The organism is uncultured Kriegella sp. (assembly GCF_963975415.1).
Classification (GTDB): Bacteria; Bacteroidota; Bacteroidia; order Flavobacteriales; family Flavobacteriaceae; genus Kriegella.
The window spans coordinates 650,706-669,500 of sequence record NZ_CAXBGN010000001.1 but is presented as its reverse complement, the minus strand read 5'-3'; the positions used below and the strand labels follow the sequence as shown (position 1 = coordinate 669,500).

Sequence of the window (18,795 nt, the reverse complement as noted above, 5' to 3'; positions counted from 1 at the left end):
ATATAGTACGTAAAGAATGCCGAAAAGAAAAGATTTAAAATCCATTTTGATTATAGGTTCAGGTCCGATTGTTATAGGTCAGGCCTGTGAATTCGATTATTCAGGTTCTCAAGCACTTCGTAGTTTGCGCGAAGATGGTATCGAAACTGTTTTGATCAATAGTAACCCTGCTACGATTATGACCGACCCCACCATGGCCGATCATGTATACCTAAAACCATTAACTACCAAATCGATTTTAGAGATATTGAAAGAACATCCGCAAATTGATGCGGTATTGCCGACTATGGGTGGTCAAACCGCATTGAATCTTTGTATCGAAGCGGATGAAAAAGGTATTTGGGAAGATTTTGATGTGGAAATAATTGGTGTTGATATCGATGCGATAAACATTACGGAAGATCGTGAGAAGTTTCGTGAACTGATGCTGAAAATAGGCATAGGGATGGCTCCACAGGCGACGGCAACATCTTTCTTGAAAGGAAAGGAGATTGCCCAAGAATTTGGTTTTCCCCTGGTTATACGTGCTTCATATACCTTAGGAGGTGCCGGAGCCTCCATCGTTTACAAACCTGAAGATTTTGATGAGTTATTGAGTCGTGGCCTTGAAATATCACCAATTCACGAAGTGATGATCGATAAGGCGCTGATGGGGTGGAAAGAATATGAGTTGGAGCTCTTACGTGATAAGAATGACAACGTTGTTATTATCTGTACCATTGAAAATATGGATCCGATGGGTATACATACGGGAGATTCAATAACCGTAGCTCCTGCGATGACATTATCTGATCGTACTTTTCAAAAAATGCGCGACATGGCCATCAAGATGATGCGCAGCATTGGTGATTTTGCTGGAGGGTGTAATGTGCAATTTGCGGTGAGTCCTGATGAAAAGGAAGATATTATTGCCATTGAAATTAACCCAAGGGTTTCGAGATCATCTGCATTGGCTTCTAAGGCCACGGGGTATCCCATAGCCAAAATAGCTTCAAAATTAGCTATTGGTTATCATTTAGATGAGTTGGACAATCAAATTACCAAGTCAACATCAGCTTTATTTGAACCGACTTTAGATTATGTAATTGTAAAAATTCCACGATGGAACTTTGATAAGTTCGAAGGCTCAGACCGTACTTTGGGGCTTCAGATGAAGTCTGTAGGTGAGGTGATGGGTATTGGCCGATCTTTTCAAGAAGCATTGCATAAAGCAACACAATCTCTTGAGATTAAAAGAAATGGATTGGGTGCCGATGGAAAGGGTTACACAGATTACGACCAGATTATCAGTAAGTTGACCATTCCAAGTTGGGATAGGGTCTTTGTTATCTATGACGCCATACAGATGGGAATTCCACTTAGTAGAATTCATGAGATTACGAAGATAGATATGTGGTTCTTGAAACAATACGAAGAATTACACCATCTTGAAAAGGAAATTTCAACGTATACTATCGCCTCACTTTCAAGGGATTTAATGCTAGAGGCAAAGCAGAAAGGCTTTGCCGATCGCCAGATTGCGCATATGCTTGATTGCTGGGAAAGCGAAGTTTATAACAAGCGTGTCGAGATGAATATCAACCGGGTTTATAAATTGGTAGATACTTGCGCCGCTGAGTTTAAGGCTATGACACCTTATTATTATTCAACTTTTGAAGCTGAAATTGAAACGGCTGATGGCGAACGTTATGTTGAAAATGACAGCATTGTCACGGAGAAGAAAAAAATAGTAGTTTTAGGATCTGGGCCTAATAGAATAGGGCAGGGTATAGAGTTTGATTACTGTTGTGTGCACGGTGTTCTGGCAGCTGCGGAATGTGGTTACGAGACGGTAATGATCAATTGTAATCCCGAAACCGTTTCTACTGATTTTGATACGGCAGATAAGCTTTATTTTGAACCTGTTTTCTGGGAACATATCTACGACATTATTCGACATGAAAAACCAGAAGGTGTAATTGTTCAGTTGGGTGGACAAACAGCTTTAAAACTTGCAGAGAAACTTGACAAGTATGGTATAAAGATTATTGGTACAAGTTTTCAATCTCTTGATTTAGCTGAAGATAGAGGAAGTTTTTCAGAGTTGTTGAAAGATAATAACATTCCTTTTCCAGAATTTGGCGTTGCAGAAACTGCGGATGAAGCCTTGACTCTAGCCGACCAATTAGATTTTCCTTTGCTGGTAAGACCATCCTATGTTTTGGGCGGACAAGGCATGAAAATCGTTATCAACAAAGAAGAATTGGAAGAACATGTAGTAGACCTACTGCGTAAGATTCCAAACAACAAATTACTTTTAGATCACTATTTAGATGGTGCCATCGAAGCGGAGGCAGATGCTATTTGTGATGGGGAAGACGTGTATATTATCGGTATTATGGAGCATATTGAACCTTGTGGTATTCACTCAGGGGATTCAAATGCCACTTTACCCCCCTTTAACTTGGGTGAGTTTGTAATGCAGCAGATTAAAGACCATACCAAGAAAATTGCCTTAGCCTTGAAGACAGTAGGCTTGATCAACATACAGTTTGCGATTAAAGACGATATGGTTTATATCATCGAAGCAAATCCACGGGCTTCTAGAACCGTGCCTTTTATTGCCAAGGCGTACAAAGAACCTTATGTGAATTATGCGACAAAGGTAATGTTGGGTGAAAAAAAGGTAAAAGATTTTACTTTTAATCCTGAACTTCAGGGATTTGCCATTAAACAACCGGTGTTCTCTTTCAATAAGTTTCCGAATGTGAATAAAAATTTGGGACCGGAAATGAAAAGTACCGGGGAAAGCATCTTGTTTATTGATAGTCTGAAAGATGATCAATTTTATGATTTATATACACGTAGAAAGATGTATTTGAGTAAATAAAAAGCATCTGAATAAGTGCTGCTAAATGTAGTTGTTTGAAAGATTTTTTTATTGTTTGGAAGGAAATTGGATGTGCTGGTCAAGGTCGACCGTTTATCATTTGAACGAGTTTCAGTCGACTGCTAATTCCAATTTTCGTATAGATTCTGTGTGTGTGGTCTTTAACGGTTTGAAGGCTTATAAAAAGGGTATCCGCTATTTGTTGGTTGGTCTTGCCTTGACACATCTGTTCTATAATTTCCTTTTCCCGTTTTGTGATTTGGTATTTCTCGAATAGTAGTGTTTTTTTCTCATCGCTAGGGTGTTTCGCATAAACTGGTACAAATGCAATATCTGCAGTGCGGTATAAGTATAGTAATGGACCAAAATTAGTGAGAAAGTAAAGCAATACTAAAGGAATAAGAAGCCAAGGCCAAGAATCTATGAACATAAAAAGAAGGACAAATCCTCTTATAAAGCTTCCTAAAACCATAAGTGCCATAAATTTTTTCGCAATTTTTTTCTTCGGCGTATTTCCCTTTTTTGAATACCGTACGATTGTTCTAGCGAAAAAGAACATATAGGATAACTCTATTACAGTCATTAACCCGATTTCACCATATATCAATCGTTGAGGGAGTATTTTGGTATCGGTATCCCATAGAAAATAGAGGCATCCTATTAAAAAGAGGAATAGTGCCAAAATACCAAGATGAATTTGTACTTCTATTCTCTTCGTTTTGATTTCTGTTAGGGAATAGCCCATTTTAATAAGCATAACCCATGAAACAATTAGGAATGGAGTACTCAATATGGGAAGAAAATTCACAATCGTACCAATGATTTTTTTATCCGAATCAATAAAGGGCAGTAGGGTGTGGATTAAAATCTGAGACAGAATGCCATAAAATGCAAATGCAAAAAATGTAATAAGGTAATAAAAATAATTCCTGTGAAATTCGGCATTATAGGTGTTCGTAAACTTGTGGCCAATCAAAAGACTTGCCACGGCGATGGCCAGGCAGAAAATGAACAGAACAATAAAGGTTAGGCTAATCAAGTAGTAAAATTTTGTTGGTTAAAAGTATAAAAATGTAGGCCAAGCAACCTCCTACCTTAGTAGTGAATTTTAAAACACTACTAAAGTTGGAGCATTCTTTTGTGATGTCGTTCTACATTTACATTACAGAATTTCAGAATTTAAAACGATAGTCAATGGAACTCATAAAAGAAGAACGGAAACCGAAAGCAACCTTGTCAGGAAGTTATCGATATGCTTGGCAGCAAATGTGGAAATACTTTCTATATTTATTTCTTATCGCAATTATTGTGGGGGTTTCGGAAAGTCCGACATCCATTTTAAAACAAACGGAAAATGTCGATCCCACGGCAACAGCGCTTGTGTTACAGCTTTTAGCTGCGGCCTATATGTTGTTGTTTCTTCCTGTAATTAAGTACGGAGCTGATTTGTTGGAATTGCGTGCCATTCGAAACGAAAAAATGGATATCGTTGAAATTTTTGATGGCTTTAAAAGAAAATACCTCAATATTATTCTTGCCAATTTACTCACGTTCGCATTGATTGGTTTCGGGTTCGTTTTTCTAATTGTACCCGGAATTATCTTAGCGTGTAGGCTTGTGTTCGTTTCCTTTTTGGTAATGGATAAAAATATGGAACCCATAGCCGCAGTTGAGAAAAGTTGGGAAATGACCAAAGGTCATGGGTGGCGCATATTTGGAATGGCGCTGTTCGCAATTCCTGTAATTATTGCAGGGCTGCTCTTTTTTGTCGTGGGTATAGTTATTTCGTTGATGCTTATCTCCCTGGCTTTTGCAGCACTTTACCATGCCATCGATTCAGACCCGAATGACGATTTACTGATAGACGAGTCATAAGAAATCATAACTGATTTCATAAAGAGTGGAATAAACAAAATGGCGGGGACAAAGGGGTTATTGATTCTCCCCGTCGGAAATCTCAGTGTTTGCTTCAGTTACTTCTTCGCCTTCTTCAAGCTCTTTGTTAAGGTTGTTTTCCATTATATTGAGCTTCTTTAATTTGGCTTTCCAAGTGGCCAGGGCATCTTTGTGGTTTTCTACTTTTTTAATTACTTCCTGAACCATAGGATTGTCTTCAGAGGCATTTGAGAAGAACTGTAGATTGGTCTCTAATTGGCGGACCTCATTTTTACTCTCGTCGATTTTCTTACGAATGAAACTGCGCTCTTTGGAAATAGCATATTCGTCATCGGCATTGGCCAAACGTTGAATTTTATTTCCGTATTTTAAAAGTTCTGCCTCTTGCCGACTTATTTTCAGCTTTTTGAAAATTGCATCTAAAATTTTGTCGAACTTTTGGTTGATGTGTTTTTTATTAAAGGGCACTCTGCCGTATGAGCGCCAAGTCTCAATAAAAGACTTAAGCGTCGCTAAATCTTTTTCGCGATTTCCCGTCAGTTCAAAAGTTTTCAATTCTTCAAAACAAGCGACCTTTTTTTCTAGGTTTTCTTCCTCTTCCTTATGACCTTTGTTTTTTAGTGCATGCAAACGATCAAAATAATGATTGCAGGCATTTTTGAATTCTTTCCAGATTTTATCGGAATATTTTCTAGGAACATGACCGATTTTTTTCCATTCGCTTTGTATGCGCTTCATCTCGGAGGTTGCCATTTCCCATTCCTCACTGTTCTCTAGCTCATGCGCCAACTTGATCAATGACCTTTTTTTATCAAGATTATCGTGCTGCTCTTTTTTTAGGTTTTTATAATAAGCATTTTTACTTTGGTTAAAGCTTCGTGTAGCCTGTTTAAATGCCGCCCATGTCGGGCCATTATCTTTTTGAGGTATTCTGCCTGCATTGAAGAAAGTTTCACGCAGTTCTTGAACCTGTTTGATCTGCTGCTGTAAACCTTTGTGATTATCAGAAACATGCTCGGCTATCGCATTGATTTTATTTATAAGCTCTTTCTTTTTCTCTAAATTTTGTTCGTACAGTTTGTCAAGTTCCTTGAAATGCTCTTGGCGTCTTTGATGAACAATTTTTGTGGCGTTACTAAAACGTTCCCAAATCTCTTCTCTGTGTTCTTTGCCCACGGGGCCGATATCTTCTTTCCAAATTTTGTGCAATGCCTGTAATTCGCGAAAAGCCATGGACAAATCTTCATGGTTGGCCAATGCCTCGGCCCGTTCGGCCAATTTTTGTTTCTCTTCTAGGTTGTGCTTGAAATCAAGGTCACGAAGCTCGCGATTGAGATGTAGAAAATCATAAAATATTTCGACATGGTGGTGGTATGTTTTCCAGACATTATTGTAGTGGGCACTGGGAACCGGACCAGCATGACGCCACTGTTCTTGAATGTCTTTAAAACTTTTGTAAGTGGTGTTCATATCCTCTTCAATGCTCACCAAGCCTTTTAACGACTCTATAAGGGCCAATCTTTTAGCTAGATTATCTTTATGGCTTTTATCAAGGTTTTTGTAGTGTTGGTTGCGTTTTTCCCGGTAATCGGCATATACTTCCTTAAATTGTCTTTTTGCCACGGAATTATAGCGAAAATCTATTTCATTACCACCGTTGGCGATGAACTCTTCTTTTTTTCCTTCTAAAAATTCTTGAAATTTTTGATCGAATTCATATTTTATACCATCGACATGGCTTTTGATAGCTTGTACTTTCTCGTTACGAACCAATCGCTGTAGTTCACCGACCAAATTTTCCATTGACATGGCATGGTAGTCCAATATAGGTATTCGGTGTCTATGATGGTTATCTGCATCTTCTGCATCTTCGGCATTGGATTCGTCAATTTCATCAAGAACGTCTTCTTCCTTTTTTTTAGGATGTGCTACGGGCTTTTTAGAATCAACAATCGTTTTCTCATCGACGAGACCCTCCGTAACAGTTTTTTCCTCAGAATTTGCAACGACTTTTTCGGTACCGGGTTTATGGGCCTCAACTTTTGTGACGATATCTTTCTTGTTTTCAGCTATTTCAGAATCTAAAGGAGCATTTTTACTCACATCTTCTTTTTCAGGTGTTGTAAGCTCATTTTTCTCTATTTCCGCTGTTGACCTAGTGTGCTCTAAATGAGCTTTTTCCGATACACTTTTTTCAAGGTCTTGTTCTTTTTCTTCCAACATTTGTCTAATATTCGGGTAAATGTACATGGTAAGATAGCAACAACCTTATTAATGGCAAAATTATTTGGGAAATAGGGTGTACAATTCAATATATATTCAAGCACATCAACAGCGGCACTATGGTATATTTTGGTGCTATTAATAGCGCTACAAATAGCGAATTACGAGCGTTTCCGGGGGGGCTATTCTTTACACCATATCTCCCAGGCCTTTTCTGCCTGATATTCCAACATTCGCTGTCCATTGCCTATTGAAGCCCCCTGCGATTCTCCAGCTGCCAAAAATGCAGTTTTAGACGGATTGTAAATCAGATCGTATAGGAGATGATTTGACGTAAGGTGTTCATAAGGGATGCTTGGTTTTACCTTGACATTGGGGTGGGTGCCCAATGGGGTACAATTAATTATCACGGTATGTGCGAGAATCACTTTCTTGGAGAGCTCTTTATATGATAGTTGGTCTTGATCAGGATTTCGAGATACAAACGTATGGGAGATTCCTAATTCGCCAAGCACGAAAGCTATTGCCTTTGATGCGCCCCCTGTACCTAAAATCAATGCTTTTTGATGGTGCTGCTTTAATAAAGGCTCCAAAGACTTTTGAAATCCGTAAGCGTCCGTATTATATCCTTTTAGTCCGTTTGAAGTTACCTTTATGGTATTCACCGCCCCGATTTTTTGCGCTTTTTCATCCAGTTTGGCTAGATAGGGCATAACCGCTTGTTTGTAAGGTATGGTTACATTGAACCCCTTAATATCGGTATTGGTTTTTATAAGTTGTTCAAATTCTTCGATTTTGGGGAGGTCAAAGTTCTCGTAACTGTGATCGTTGAGTGCAAGGTCATTGAACTTTTTGGTAAAGTAGCCCTTCGAAAAGGAATAAGAGATATCTCTTCCTACAAGTCCGAACCTAACCCTTTTGTTTTCTGCGTTTTCCATACCAATCCAATCCCAATAAAATTAATATTCCAATTCCAATAAAGAAAAAAGCCCACCAAGTCTCCAATTTTCCCAAATTGGGAAGGTATCGCTCATAGTTCATTATAATCTCTTTGCCATTCGAGTCTAAAATTACTTCACCCGAACTATTGCTTTTGTAAATTGTTTTTTTCCAAGGCCATACTACCCCGAGCGAACCTGTGATAAACCCTATGATTACGGCCGTGCTGATGTGTCTGAAATGTTTTAGCACATAAGAGAGGATGTGGGATAGACTGACCAGGCCTGTTGCCGAACCAGCGGTAAATACAGCCAATATTGTCAAGGTGTCAAGTCGTTCTTTATTGTTGATAAAGGTAAAGTTTCCACTAAAAATTTCTGCAAAAGTATCATATAGTGCATTTACCGAATCGACCAACAGTAGTACATAGTTGCCCAAGAGGATAAGAATAAAAGATCCGGAAAGCCCGGGAAGCGTCATTCCAGAAACACTAATTATTCCGCACACAAAAATAAACAAGAGATTGTCGTTTTCTTTGGCCGGATTCAAAAAACTAATAGATATACCGACAATCAATCCAATAATACCGGCTGGAATGGTCCTTTGGTTCCAGTGTTCAAAATCTTTGGAGATGTAATATATCGAGCCCAAAATCATTCCAAAAAAAGCGGCCCAAACAAAGAGTTCTTTTTGCTCCAGAAAATAGTCGAGCAGTTTTGAGATGCTAAAATAACTGACCAACATGCCGAAAATGAGCAAAGCAAGAAATTGACCGTTGATATAGCGGTAAAAGCTCCTTAGCCTCCCATTTAAAAGCAATTTAAAGGCCTTTCCGTTTACTTTTTGTAACGAATAGATAAATTCTTCATAAAAACCACCCACAAAGGCAACGATGCCACCTGATACGCCTGGTACTTTGTTCGCGGCTCCCATGAATAACCCCTTGATCACAAGGAAGAACTTATCGGAAAATGTTCGCGGGTCGTACATCGGAGCGGGACTTATTTTTTTGAAGCCGTTCTTTCAAGTATGAAAATAAGTGAAAAGCCAATAATGGCGGCAACCAGCGCATAGGTGATCTGGGCGTCGCCATCGAAAGCCAAAGGCGAAACATTTTGCTCTTTTACAGTAATTATTTTATCACCAAAGGTCCTGGTTTCCAATACCTCTTTCCAAGGCCAAATTTTATTGAGAGACCCCAATATAAAACCCGTCAATAAGGCTAACGTAATATTTTTATAATGGTTGAACATCCATTTCAGCAATTTTGCAAAACTAAGTAGACCGAAAATAGCACCCAATCCGACCGTAGCAATAATTTGGATATTTCTCTCGTGAACCGCGTCTAAAATGGTCTTGTAAGAGCCTAGTAGTACCAAAATAAAGGCCCCTGAAATACCTGGCAGAATCATGGCACATACGGCCAAAGCCCCTGAAAGGAATAAAAAAGGAAGACTTTCCACATTTTCGTTGGGAGGAAGAATAGTAATGTAATAGGCCAGAGCAGCGCCCATCAGAAGTACTACAATTGTAGCCAAGTTCCATTTTTCGATCGCCTTTCCAACAAAAAAGATGCTGGCTACAACTAGACCGAAGAAAAAAGACCATAACAATATTGCCTCATTGACCAATAACCAGCTGATAAATTTAGCCAGGGAAAGAATACTTATTGCAATGCCCAGAAAAAGTGCGGACAAAAAATTACCGTTCAGCTTTTGCCAAAAAACTTTAAAACCGTCTTTTTTCCAAACTTTGAGCAAAGAAGGTTCAATATTGTTTATCGAGGTGATGAGTTCTTCGTAGATGCCAGAGATAAAGGCGATAGTGCCGCCCGAAACTCCAGGTACGACATCGGCGGCACCCATGGCCATACCTTTAAGGGTTACTACGGCGTAATGTAAAAAGTTTTTAGATTTCATAAGACAAAAAAACAAAAATAGTTTTTTTATCTGGAAGCCCTTTTAATATCTGAGATTATGTTTTGCACCCATTCGGCAACTTCGAACTGGGGGAACTCATCGGTGAACAGATGTAGTTTCTCCATATCATTTTTAAGGGCATCGATTAAACTGATTCTTCCGTTGATTCGGTCTTGCTTCAGAAAATAAAAACCTGCCATTTTAAACTGAATTCTAACACTTTCAGGATAAAACTCCTTGCCTTGGGTCAAAATTTGTAGCGCTGCTTCCAAATCGTCGTTTTGTCTGGCAATATCGGCCCAATTGAGCCAAGTGCTCAACTCATAATTACCGAGTTCTACAGTTTGTTTGTATGAGAAATCAGCTTGTGGGTAATTACCAAGTACGGTATAGATTCGCGCACATTTTTTCCAATAATGGGCATTTTCACCATCAATGTTCAAGGCTTTGTTTATGTAGAACAAGGCCTTTTCATAATTTCCTCTACGATAATAAAAATCGGTAATGGCCAACCAGCCCTTGTCAAGTAAAGGATCTTCGTGCACGGTTTGGTAATAATAGAATTTGGCCATGTCATTGTTCTTTAATTTCTCATGACATTTTCCAAGACGAAGATACGCATGTGAGGTAGGGTCGTCCATCGCGATCGTAGTCTCGTAGTTTACTATGGCCTCGCCGTATTTACCCAATTTCTCAAGTACTTTACCCTTTTCGAAGTAGGCTCCAATAAAAGAATCGTCTGAAATAATTGCGAAATCAAAGGCCGTCAATGCTTCCTGATACATTTCTTTGGTGAAATACTGTTTTCCCAATTGGTGCCAAGCTACTTCACAATATGGGTTTCTTTCGAGGTAGTCGTTGAGGTAGTGAATGGCTCCCTCAAAGTCTTCTAAAAATTCGAAGCAGTAGATTACATTGTATAGTGAAGAATAATCTTGTTCATCAAATGACACACACTTCATAAAACTCTCTTTGGCGAGTTTGAAATCATCCATAAATAGATATTCCATGCCCAAAAGTGAATGAATATCGAAACTGGTATCAGCGAGCTCTAAAGCTTTGTTCAAGAGCGTGATAGCCGCTTCATGATTGTCTTTTTTAGAATAAATATTGGCCCTTTGAATGTAAATCTCTTCGTTGTTGCAGTCTAGTAGTTGAAGTTCATCAAGTAGATTTTCCGCTACTTCGAAATTATTTTCAAAGACCAGTACCTCGACATCAAGAAGTTTGAGTTCTGTGGATGCTGGATGTTGCTGTAGCCCAATTTTAATGGCTTTTTTAGCCAATGCAATTTTTCCATGATTCAAGTAGTGATGAATAATATCCTCGAAATCCTCAGCGTCAAAGAAGTAGACGTCGTCGGTTTTGAGCATGGACTCAAATTTGGCTATGGGCCGATTTGATTTTCCGTTAGGTTCTAACGCCATAGAAAGTTTTTGGTTACACTATGGATTTAAAAGTAGTCTTTTGTGGCTGCTTTTTTTTCCAAGATGGAGCTATATTATTAACAAATTAGTTAACATCTTATTGTTGGTACTGGTCTAAAACGTGCATTATCGTTTCGCAACCTTCCTTGATTTCGTCAATGGATATGGTCAATGGCGGCGAAATTCGAACCGCTCTGGGCTCAAACAAAAGCCAAAATAATACCAAACCTTTTTTTGCGCATTCCAATACCACATAATTGGCCATCTCCTCATTTTTCATAATCAATGCGAGTAATAATCCTTTTCCCCTGATTTCGGAAATCGCGGAATGTTTTAGCAATTGCCTGAATATTTTTTCTTTTTCCAAAGTATCTTGAATCAACCCACTTTGGGTGATTTCTTGCAGGGTTGCCAGACATGCTGCGGCTACTACGGGGTTGCCGCCAAAGGTAGTGATGTGACCCAATTTTGGTTTGTTCATCAAAACTGACATTTTCTCTTCGGATGCTACAAAGGCACCCACGGGCAATCCTGAGGCCATACCCTTACCGATGACCAGAATATCGGGAATGCAAGCATAATGTTGAAAGGCAAAAAGCTTTCCTGTTCGGCCAAATCCTGGCTGTATTTCATCTAAAATCAAAAGTGCCCCGACTTTGTCACAGCGTTCCCGTATTTTTTTAAGGTAATCTGGGTTGGGAAGTATTAAACCTGCGCCTCCTTGTATGGTTTCGAGAACTACTGCTGCCGTTCGTTTTGTTATTTTTAAAATATCGGTTTCAGCGTTGAAATGTATAAAGGATACATCGGGAAGAAGGGGACGAAAGGCGCTCTTGCGTTCTTCAAAGCCCATAATACTTAAACTTCCCAAAGTATTTCCATGATAGGCCCTGTGGGCGGAAATAATTTCTGTTCTTCCGGTATAACGTCGCGCTAATTTTAAAGCTCCTTCAACAGCCTCGGTCCCTGAGTTTACCAAATAGGTGGTTTCCAATTGTTCGGGAAGGAGGGAAGCCAATAGCTTTGTATACGCTACGGCAGGTTCTTGTATATATTCCCCATAGACCATAACATGCATGTATTGGTCGACTTGTTGTTTGATAGCTTCGGTAACTTTCGGATGGCAATGGCCTAGACTACAGGCCGAAACACCGGCAACAAAATCGAGATGGGCATTGCCCTCTGTGTCGTAAATATAGCTTCCGCGGGCATGCGAAATTGACATTCCCAAGGGATGTTGACTCGTCTGTGCCTGATATTTAAGAAAGTCTTGTTTCATTATTGCCGATTGATTTGGATAGAATCGTCAGATTTAAAACCTGTCAAATATTTACTGATTCGCCTTTACCTTCTCAACTTTCGGACGTTTCTTGGGCTTCGATGCTTCATCGTTGGAATTTGGTTTACCATCTGTCGGCAATGGAATTTTGTTTATAGGGTCACCCGCATTTTTGCCTCGATCTTCTTCCTCGGCATCAATATCAATAGGATTGTTGATGCCTTGAATAGTCACCAATTCAATATTATTGTCATCTTCATCAAAAATATCATCTTTTGTAAGAAGGCGTTCGTCACCACGCCATATAAACCCTTTTAGTTTTCGGCTCTCTTTTGGAAGGTCTTTTTCTGGAAAGATGTCTCCATCAGGATTTGTAAAAAAAGTAAGGTCTTCAACATCGTTATTGGCCATGGTAATTCGTATGGCACTACAGATGGTCTTGTTTATACCAATAAGTGCATCGTCATCATCGTACATATAATAAATAACTTCGGTGTTTTTGACCAAGTCAATAATGCGAAGTTCATTGTCCTCAAACTGTCCGAAGAGGTCTTTGCCCTTCGCTTGATTATAACCTTTATTGCTGATACTGTCTAAAGATACAATAAAGGCGTTGTTCAAGACTTTTAAAGAATCTAGCTTTTCGGTCTTTAAGTTTGATATTAAATGAATACTATCTCCTGTCATTTGATTGACCCCATTCCATAATATGGGTTCTTTTATCAATTGAGTAACTCCTGTTTTTTGAGCGGAATGAATGGAATCACATTTTCCACTCATATTTGTTTTAAAAAATTTAGCATTCCGAAAAGCTCTAATAATACGATTTTCGGGCTTTCCTGTGACCATTAGGGTGTCACCGTGCATATAAAGCGAGTCTTGCTCAACAAGCGAAATGGAAACCGCGCGTTTGGTGGCAAAAACAGAGTCTTTAGCTTTATAGACCTCGGCGTAATGAGCCCGTATGATGCCATTGTTTACGGTATCTGTAACGATAATGTTATTGGTGGCCGAGGCAAATTCACTGGCCTTGTCGAAATAAACGCTGTCGCCTTCTATAATTCTATTGTTATAATCGATGCGGGTGTTTTTTATGCCGTAACCACTTTCAATCTTTGTATCGTAAAATCCGCGTTCGCAATATATTTTATAGGTATCCCCGGTTATGGTCGAAGCCCCGTACATATATGCATTGTCGCTGCCTGTGTAATAATCAAGTTGTTCGGAATCTAAGGTGTATTTTGGGTTTTGAATGTGTACGCTATCTAAAAACTGGTATTTTTTTAATTCCATAAAATACCGTCCGATCTGACTGGTCAAAGTGTTTGATGAATCGATGACCGTTCCGAAATCTTGATAGTATGATTCTTGTTTTTCCCGATCAAAATAGAGGGTATCGGTGCGCAGGGTCATTTGACTGTTTTTTAGCAATACATCTTCCCATGCCTTGGCCAATTTTGTTTTACCGTCATAGTCAATTTTTCCACTTGTAAGTACTACCGAATCGCCCTGTTGCAAACGAATGTTGCCTATGGCCCGAAGTCTGTTTTCTTTGAGGTAATGAATGGCAATATCACACCACAAATCTGCACCTTCATGTTCGAACTGCACTTGCCTACCGTCTTCACTGAAAATAGAGGCGCCCGGAAACCGCTCTTCATCTTTTGTGAAGTTGGCACCATGAACAATGTTGATCTGCTTGGCCTGTGTAGGTTCTTCTTGTGCCACAGTCGTCCAAGTGACAAAAAAGAAAAAGATGTATAAGGTGTGTTTAAACAAGTGTTCAAATTTTGCCCAAAAATAGGATTTTTTAAGGGAGCGTACTACGCTTTAGGATAGTTTTAGTAATCACTGCCCGACCCATGGGAACCTAATCCCTTTGCGTTAAATTAGCCTTTAAGATTTGTAGGGCCAAGATTTCTGTTTCCATTGGCCTATCACGTAATTAAATACACATGCTGTTATCTTAGTAGCGAAAGATTTTTGCATTATAACAATTTTAGTATGCCGCGAAGATAACCAACAGACTCTGTTAATCCGTAAACGGCATGGTCACCATCTTTTTCGTATTCTACACCTAAGACTCCGTCGTACCTGATTTCTTTCAGTGCTTTTAAAATACTCGGTATGTCCATTTTTCCTCGACCGATTTCTACGCTCTTGCCTTCGGGTATCTGCTCATCGATATCTTTGATGTGTACGTCATAAAGGCGGTCTTTGTATTTTTTTATTTCAGAGGCGACATCAAGGTTAAGCCGAAAGGTATGTCCGGTATCGATGCAAAGTCCAATGCGTTTGTCGAGATGTATAATTTTATCATAAATGCTTTTTGGAGATGGAAATATTTCATCTTCGGGGCCGTGGTTATGTATGGCCAGAAGAATGTCGGTTTCTTTAACTTTCTTCTCTATTTGAGGCAACAGGTCGTGTTTGGGTGCCCCGATAATCATTTTAAGTCCTGCAGTTTTAGCATAGTTAAAATAGGTTTCTACATCTTCCGGTGTCTTCATGTACATTACCCCGCCGCCATAAAGATTGAGTCCTCTCGCCTTTACTTTGGCACTTATTTTACGTAGTTCTTCATCTGTCGATTCGTAGGGCAAATGGAAACTTTTAAAGGCAACATCTTTGATATTCAACCGCTGTACAATTTCAATAACCTCGTCAAGACTGTATTTGCGTAAGGTGTATGAGGCTAGCCCAATCGTCAGTTCATGATCTTCGATTGCCTTATTTGTGGTTTTGCCGATTGCAGCAAATGAAGAAGTACCGGCCGCTATAGCGCCTAGGCCCATAGTTTTGATAAAATTCTTTCTTGTTAGATTCATGACTTTCCAATTATATAGTAGTAAGTAATAATAGATCCTAAAGTACTATTTTATTTTTCATTAAAACCAAGCGCTGAAAAAGGGTGTCGATTGCTAGTTGTTTTCAAACAGGGTAATGGTGTAATCAAGTAAGTCGTTTCCGCCAACATTCCCATGCCCTGGAACTATAATACGTGCTTCACCATATTTTATTTTTAACTTTCGTACGGTCGATGACCAGGCTTTAACATTGGCGTCTCCCAAATATCCTTTTCGGGCATGAAGTGATTTGATAAGACATCCACCGAAAATAACTTTTTCCTGAGGAAAATAGCCTATGATGTTATCTCTGGTGTGTCCTTCTCCAAAATACTCGGCAAATACTTTGCTTCCACCGACCATGAGTTCAAGCTGGGTGTCGAATCCGTTTTTTGGTACGGTTTCCCCATTGGCCCGTGCATATTCAATCGTTCGGTTATGCGCATATGACGGAATATTTCGGTCATGGAAACTAGCTATTCCACCTAGACAATCGGAGTGAAAATGTGTCGGTAATACCGCGGTTATTTTACAGTTCAAACTGTTTTCGACCCAATTTATCAATTCGGTTGAAGTTGCTAGGTTAGTGGGTGTGTCAAAGAGTATGGCTTCACTACCGTCGGCGACAATCATGCCATTACAGGCCACCCTGCCAAAACTCTCGGTATCTAAAAAGGAAATGTGCTGGTAAACCTTATCGGAGATTTTTTGAATCTCCAAGTTCTTTGAAATGTAGTTTTCGGGACTTTTATTTTTGCATGCAAAGAAAAGTATGGGAATAATCAGGCTAAAAAGCTTTTTCAAGGACGGTTATTTTTTGGCTTACTTTACCATTCATATATTCCAATACACTTAGAATGACGCCCGCTATAATTACGAATATGCTGAAGGTAAAGGCCATGTTTCTTCTTTAGTTAACATCTAAAAATACTGGTTTTAAATGAAGAAATGGTTCTCTGTGATTGAAATATGCCCATGAGCAAAATTATTGAACAAAAAATAAGCTAATTGGTAGGAAGTCTATTTTATTATTTGGGTTTAAAACCCGACAAACCTAAAAATGCATACATCACAGTTGTCACTAAAATAGAACCAAAAAAGACAAACATCGATTCGCAGAGATCTTCATCTGTACAGCAATCTTCATCTATAAAATAAGTGCCGAAAAAGAAAAAGGCAGAACCCAGTACACCTGTAATAATAGCGTAATTTATGTACCGTTTTTTTTCTTTTGCGACCAGACCTCTTATGAGTGATAATATGATAAGTGTACTAATAACAACGTAAAAAGGTATTCCTGCAAAGGGTAGTGATATTAGTTCCTTTTTAACGGCTATCGCATTTGTTGCCAGCCAACCGGATGAAAAGATCAGTGAAGCACCTAGCGCCGTATAGATTAGCACCTGAAGCTGAAATAATATACGCTCATTGGCGGTGGGAATCTCGAACGAAATAATTTTTCCTAGCCCTAGCACATCGGCATCCCAGTTACGATCGGAAATTGTAATGGCATTATAGTCTAAAATCGGGCGCAGATATTCAGGTAGTTCTGAGATTCGAGGAAGTACCGTACCTTCTATGAGTACTGGAAATACCCGAATTCCGTTTTCGATGGCAGTAACAATTTCTTTAACGACCCAATCCTCAGGATCATCAATCCGCCTTTTGCCGTTCTCGCCGGCCACAGATAACCAAGCGGGACCAATTAGTATAATAACGGCATCAGCTGTGCTTAATTGGTTTTCAATATCCTTGGCATATTTAGAGCCTCCCTTAATATCTTCAATATCCCTAAAAACTCTCTTTTCTCCGAAATAGGCTTCAAGAGAATCAGACAATCGGCCCGCATAGCCCTGTGAATCGGAACGTCTATAGCTTATAAAAATTCTGCCTTGCTTCTTTTTTTTCCAAATCATTGACAATTGGTGTATGGATTAGGTTGATCAAGTCATCGTTTATAGTCGAAATGTGTCAGTCACGTTTCGATGTTATTGGTTTAATGACATTATCAATAGATCTTGGGGGAGAAAATGAAGCTAACAAGGTCGTAAAAAATTATTTTAAAATCCTTTATTTCTTAAAATTACTCGTAGCTGTGGACTTTTTTGTTCTATCTTAACAAGATATTCAGCCCTTCTTTGTCAAAAAGTACGCGACCTACTTTTACTTCGGACCACCCCTTTTTTAATTTGTAGGTGAAGGTCGGTCTATCATTAACCAATTTACATTCGATGTAAAATGTATCAATATCGTCGTACGATACCTTTTGAAGCTCTTGGATATGTGTTGAAATAAAAAAGTATGAATTTTTGAATTTGCGTAGCCCGTTAATGGTTGTTTTACAGATTTCCAAGGCATCTTCGACATTCGTTCCACTAAACAATTCGTCAAAAACAGCAAAACAATTTTTTTCTTCGAATGCTTTTTGTACCACCTTTTTAAGGTTTATAATCTCTGTCATAAAGTGACTATAACCATTCAGAATATCGTCTCTTCTGTTGATTGCTATAGAGAATTCAGTGAAAAATGGAAATTCTCCGCGCGCCGCCGGAATTCCCAAGCCTAAATGACCGAAGTAAATACAAAGGCCGATGGCCTTAAGGAAAGTCGATTTTCCTGACATGTTCGGCCCATTGAGAACAACTACGTTGCACGAAGTTCTAAAATCATTTTTAACCGGATTATCGATCAATGGGTGAAACAGTTGGTTGATTCGAATGCCTTTTTCGGTAAATGAGGGAAATACAAACGCATGTTTCTGTAAGCCTTTATGAATAGATACATATGCTTCAAAAAGAAACAAATCCTCCCAAAATCTTGTAATTCTTTTTTTTCTCCCGAGGTCGGCAATTATTTTTGTTAGATTCATTACATGAGTATCTTTCAATTGGTGTTCCCGCACAATATGTTCGTGTTTGACCAATTGGAACTGCGAGAGGAAATCTATGATTCTAATAATGCTCTGTCCGTATGCCTCTGGAAAAACACTAACATCGATTCTAGAGAAGTAATAGGTCTCTAAACGGTGAAAGAGTAATATAAGTTGATTGAATTTACTTGTGTATCTTGCCTTTGCCCTTCTCGACGTAAAGAATCGGTATGCAATTTTTTTCTCGGTTAAATCTTCAAGTTTGGTGTTGTTTATAAAAAAGTGGACCTCGTTAAGGTAGAGGACTGTGTACGAATAATTAGTGACTATGTCTTTATTGGCAGCGAAGCCTTTAAGAATGTTCTGTCTAAATACGATTTGATTACGTGATGAAAGCGGAGTTTGCAGGATATCAAGAATCTTCGCCTTTGCAAACATATTAAGAGAATAATCGAAAAGTGGCAAGATTTCAGTTTTTATATTTAAATCTTGTACGTTATTCATTCTTAAAGTTACAATATGAGGTTG

At 38.9% G+C, this 18,795-nt stretch carries 14 protein-coding genes; 2 read left to right on the top strand and 12 right to left on the bottom strand.

Translation table 11 applies throughout. The features are described 5' to 3' along the window. Nucleotides 1–16: 16 nt before the first annotated feature. The gene (carB, locus tag AACZ88_RS02750) at nucleotides 17–2,869 is read left to right on the top strand and encodes a carbamoyl-phosphate synthase large subunit (RefSeq protein WP_339705820.1); all 2,853 of its coding nucleotides are present in this window, start codon (nucleotides 17–19) and stop codon (nucleotides 2,867–2,869) included. Between the two features lie 79 nt (nucleotides 2,870–2,948). On the opposite strand, the gene AACZ88_RS02745 is transcribed toward carB, so the two are convergent. Beyond that, nucleotides 2,949–3,908 (bottom strand): helix-turn-helix transcriptional regulator, encoded by a 960-nt coding sequence (locus AACZ88_RS02745; RefSeq protein WP_339705818.1) that lies wholly within the window; start codon nucleotides 3,906–3,908, stop codon nucleotides 2,949–2,951. Nucleotides 3,909–4,063: 155 nt separating this feature from the next. On the opposite strand from AACZ88_RS02745, the gene AACZ88_RS02740 reads away from it, so the two are divergent. Beyond that, nucleotides 4,064–4,744 carry a hypothetical protein gene (locus tag AACZ88_RS02740; RefSeq protein ID WP_339705816.1) on the top strand — a complete coding sequence of 227 codons (681 nt, stop codon included), beginning with the start codon at nucleotides 4,064–4,066 and terminating at the stop codon, nucleotides 4,742–4,744. A 57-nt stretch (nucleotides 4,745–4,801) separates the two neighbouring features. Here AACZ88_RS02740 and AACZ88_RS02735 read toward each other — a convergent pair whose 3' ends face one another. The 11 genes from AACZ88_RS02735 to AACZ88_RS02685 all read right to left on the bottom strand — a co-directional run bounded on the left by AACZ88_RS02735 (nucleotide 4,802) and on the right by AACZ88_RS02685 (nucleotide 18,771). Beyond that, nucleotides 4,802–6,988: a DUF349 domain-containing protein gene (locus AACZ88_RS02735; protein ID WP_339705812.1), complete on the bottom strand. Its 2,187-nt coding sequence runs from the start codon at nucleotides 6,986–6,988 to the stop codon at nucleotides 4,802–4,804. 182 nt (nucleotides 6,989–7,170) lie between these two features. Further along, complete coding sequence (locus tag AACZ88_RS02730; RefSeq protein WP_339705809.1) at nucleotides 7,171–7,926, bottom strand: shikimate dehydrogenase; 756 nt, start codon at nucleotides 7,924–7,926, stop codon at nucleotides 7,171–7,173. Then, nucleotides 7,898–8,917 (bottom strand): DUF368 domain-containing protein, encoded by a 1,020-nt coding sequence (locus AACZ88_RS02725; RefSeq protein ID WP_339705806.1) that lies wholly within the window; start codon nucleotides 8,915–8,917, stop codon nucleotides 7,898–7,900. The genes AACZ88_RS02730 and AACZ88_RS02725 overlap by 29 nt, the downstream gene beginning before the upstream one ends. Nucleotides 8,918–8,928: 11 nt before the next feature. Continuing rightward, entirely contained in the window at nucleotides 8,929–9,846 is a 918-nt protein-coding gene (locus tag AACZ88_RS02720) for a DUF368 domain-containing protein (protein ID WP_339705803.1), read from the bottom strand. A gap of 26 nt (nucleotides 9,847–9,872) precedes the next feature. Continuing rightward, complete coding sequence (locus AACZ88_RS02715; RefSeq protein WP_339705800.1) at nucleotides 9,873–11,273, bottom strand: tetratricopeptide repeat protein; 1,401 nt, start codon at nucleotides 11,271–11,273, stop codon at nucleotides 9,873–9,875. A 97-nt stretch (nucleotides 11,274–11,370) separates the two neighbouring features. Then, nucleotides 11,371–12,552, bottom strand: a complete 1,182-nt coding sequence (locus AACZ88_RS02710; protein WP_339705797.1) for an aspartate aminotransferase family protein — start codon at nucleotides 12,550–12,552, stop codon at nucleotides 11,371–11,373. A 51-nt stretch (nucleotides 12,553–12,603) separates the two neighbouring features. Next, nucleotides 12,604–14,331 carry an OstA-like protein gene (locus AACZ88_RS02705; RefSeq protein ID WP_339705794.1) on the bottom strand — a complete coding sequence of 576 codons (1,728 nt, stop codon included), beginning with the start codon at nucleotides 14,329–14,331 and terminating at the stop codon, nucleotides 12,604–12,606. Nucleotides 14,332–14,540: 209 nt separating this feature from the next. Next, a complete protein-coding gene (locus AACZ88_RS02700; protein ID WP_339705791.1) occupies nucleotides 14,541–15,380 on the bottom strand; it encodes a sugar phosphate isomerase/epimerase in 840 nt (279 codons plus the stop codon). A gap of 93 nt (nucleotides 15,381–15,473) precedes the next feature. After that, entirely contained in the window at nucleotides 15,474–16,184 is a 711-nt protein-coding gene (gene bla, locus AACZ88_RS02695; RefSeq protein ID WP_339706451.1) for a subclass B1 metallo-beta-lactamase, read from the bottom strand. Nucleotides 16,185–16,426: 242 nt separating this feature from the next. After that, nucleotides 16,427–17,314: a toll/interleukin-1 receptor domain-containing protein gene (locus AACZ88_RS02690; RefSeq protein WP_339705788.1), complete on the bottom strand. Its 888-nt coding sequence runs from the start codon at nucleotides 17,312–17,314 to the stop codon at nucleotides 16,427–16,429. A gap of 194 nt (nucleotides 17,315–17,508) precedes the next feature. Then, nucleotides 17,509–18,771 carry a hypothetical protein gene (locus AACZ88_RS02685; RefSeq protein WP_339705785.1) on the bottom strand — a complete coding sequence of 421 codons (1,263 nt, stop codon included), beginning with the start codon at nucleotides 18,769–18,771 and terminating at the stop codon, nucleotides 17,509–17,511. Between the last annotated feature and the right edge of the window lie 24 nt (nucleotides 18,772–18,795).

Bases quoted from the DNA above. Each gene is read 5' to 3' on its own strand.
- AACZ88_RS02715 (WP_339705800.1), bottom strand. From the start codon at position 11,273: ATGGCGTTAGAACCTAACGGAAAATCAAATCGGCCCATAGCCAAATTT.
- AACZ88_RS02700 (WP_339705791.1), bottom strand. From the start codon at position 15,380: ATGAATCTAACAAGAAAGAATTTTATCAAAACTATGGGCCTAGGCGCT.
- AACZ88_RS02690 (WP_339705788.1), bottom strand. From the start codon at position 17,314: ATGATTTGGAAAAAAAAGAAGCAAGGCAGAATTTTTATAAGCTATAGA.
- carB (WP_339705820.1), top strand. From the start codon at position 17: ATGCCGAAAAGAAAAGATTTAAAATCCATTTTGATTATAGGTTCAGGT.
- AACZ88_RS02725 (WP_339705806.1), bottom strand. From the start codon at position 8,917: ATGTACGACCCGCGAACATTTTCCGATAAGTTCTTCCTTGTGATCAAG.
- AACZ88_RS02685 (WP_339705785.1), bottom strand. From the start codon at position 18,771: ATGAATAACGTACAAGATTTAAATATAAAAACTGAAATCTTGCCACTT.
- AACZ88_RS02730 (WP_339705809.1), bottom strand. From the start codon at position 7,926: ATGGAAAACGCAGAAAACAAAAGGGTTAGGTTCGGACTTGTAGGAAGA.
- AACZ88_RS02740 (WP_339705816.1), top strand. From the start codon at position 4,064: ATGGAACTCATAAAAGAAGAACGGAAACCGAAAGCAACCTTGTCAGGA.
- AACZ88_RS02735 (WP_339705812.1), bottom strand. From the start codon at position 6,988: ATGTTGGAAGAAAAAGAACAAGACCTTGAAAAAAGTGTATCGGAAAAA.
- AACZ88_RS02710 (WP_339705797.1), bottom strand. From the start codon at position 12,552: ATGAAACAAGACTTTCTTAAATATCAGGCACAGACGAGTCAACATCCC.
- AACZ88_RS02720 (WP_339705803.1), bottom strand. From the start codon at position 9,846: ATGAAATCTAAAAACTTTTTACATTACGCCGTAGTAACCCTTAAAGGT.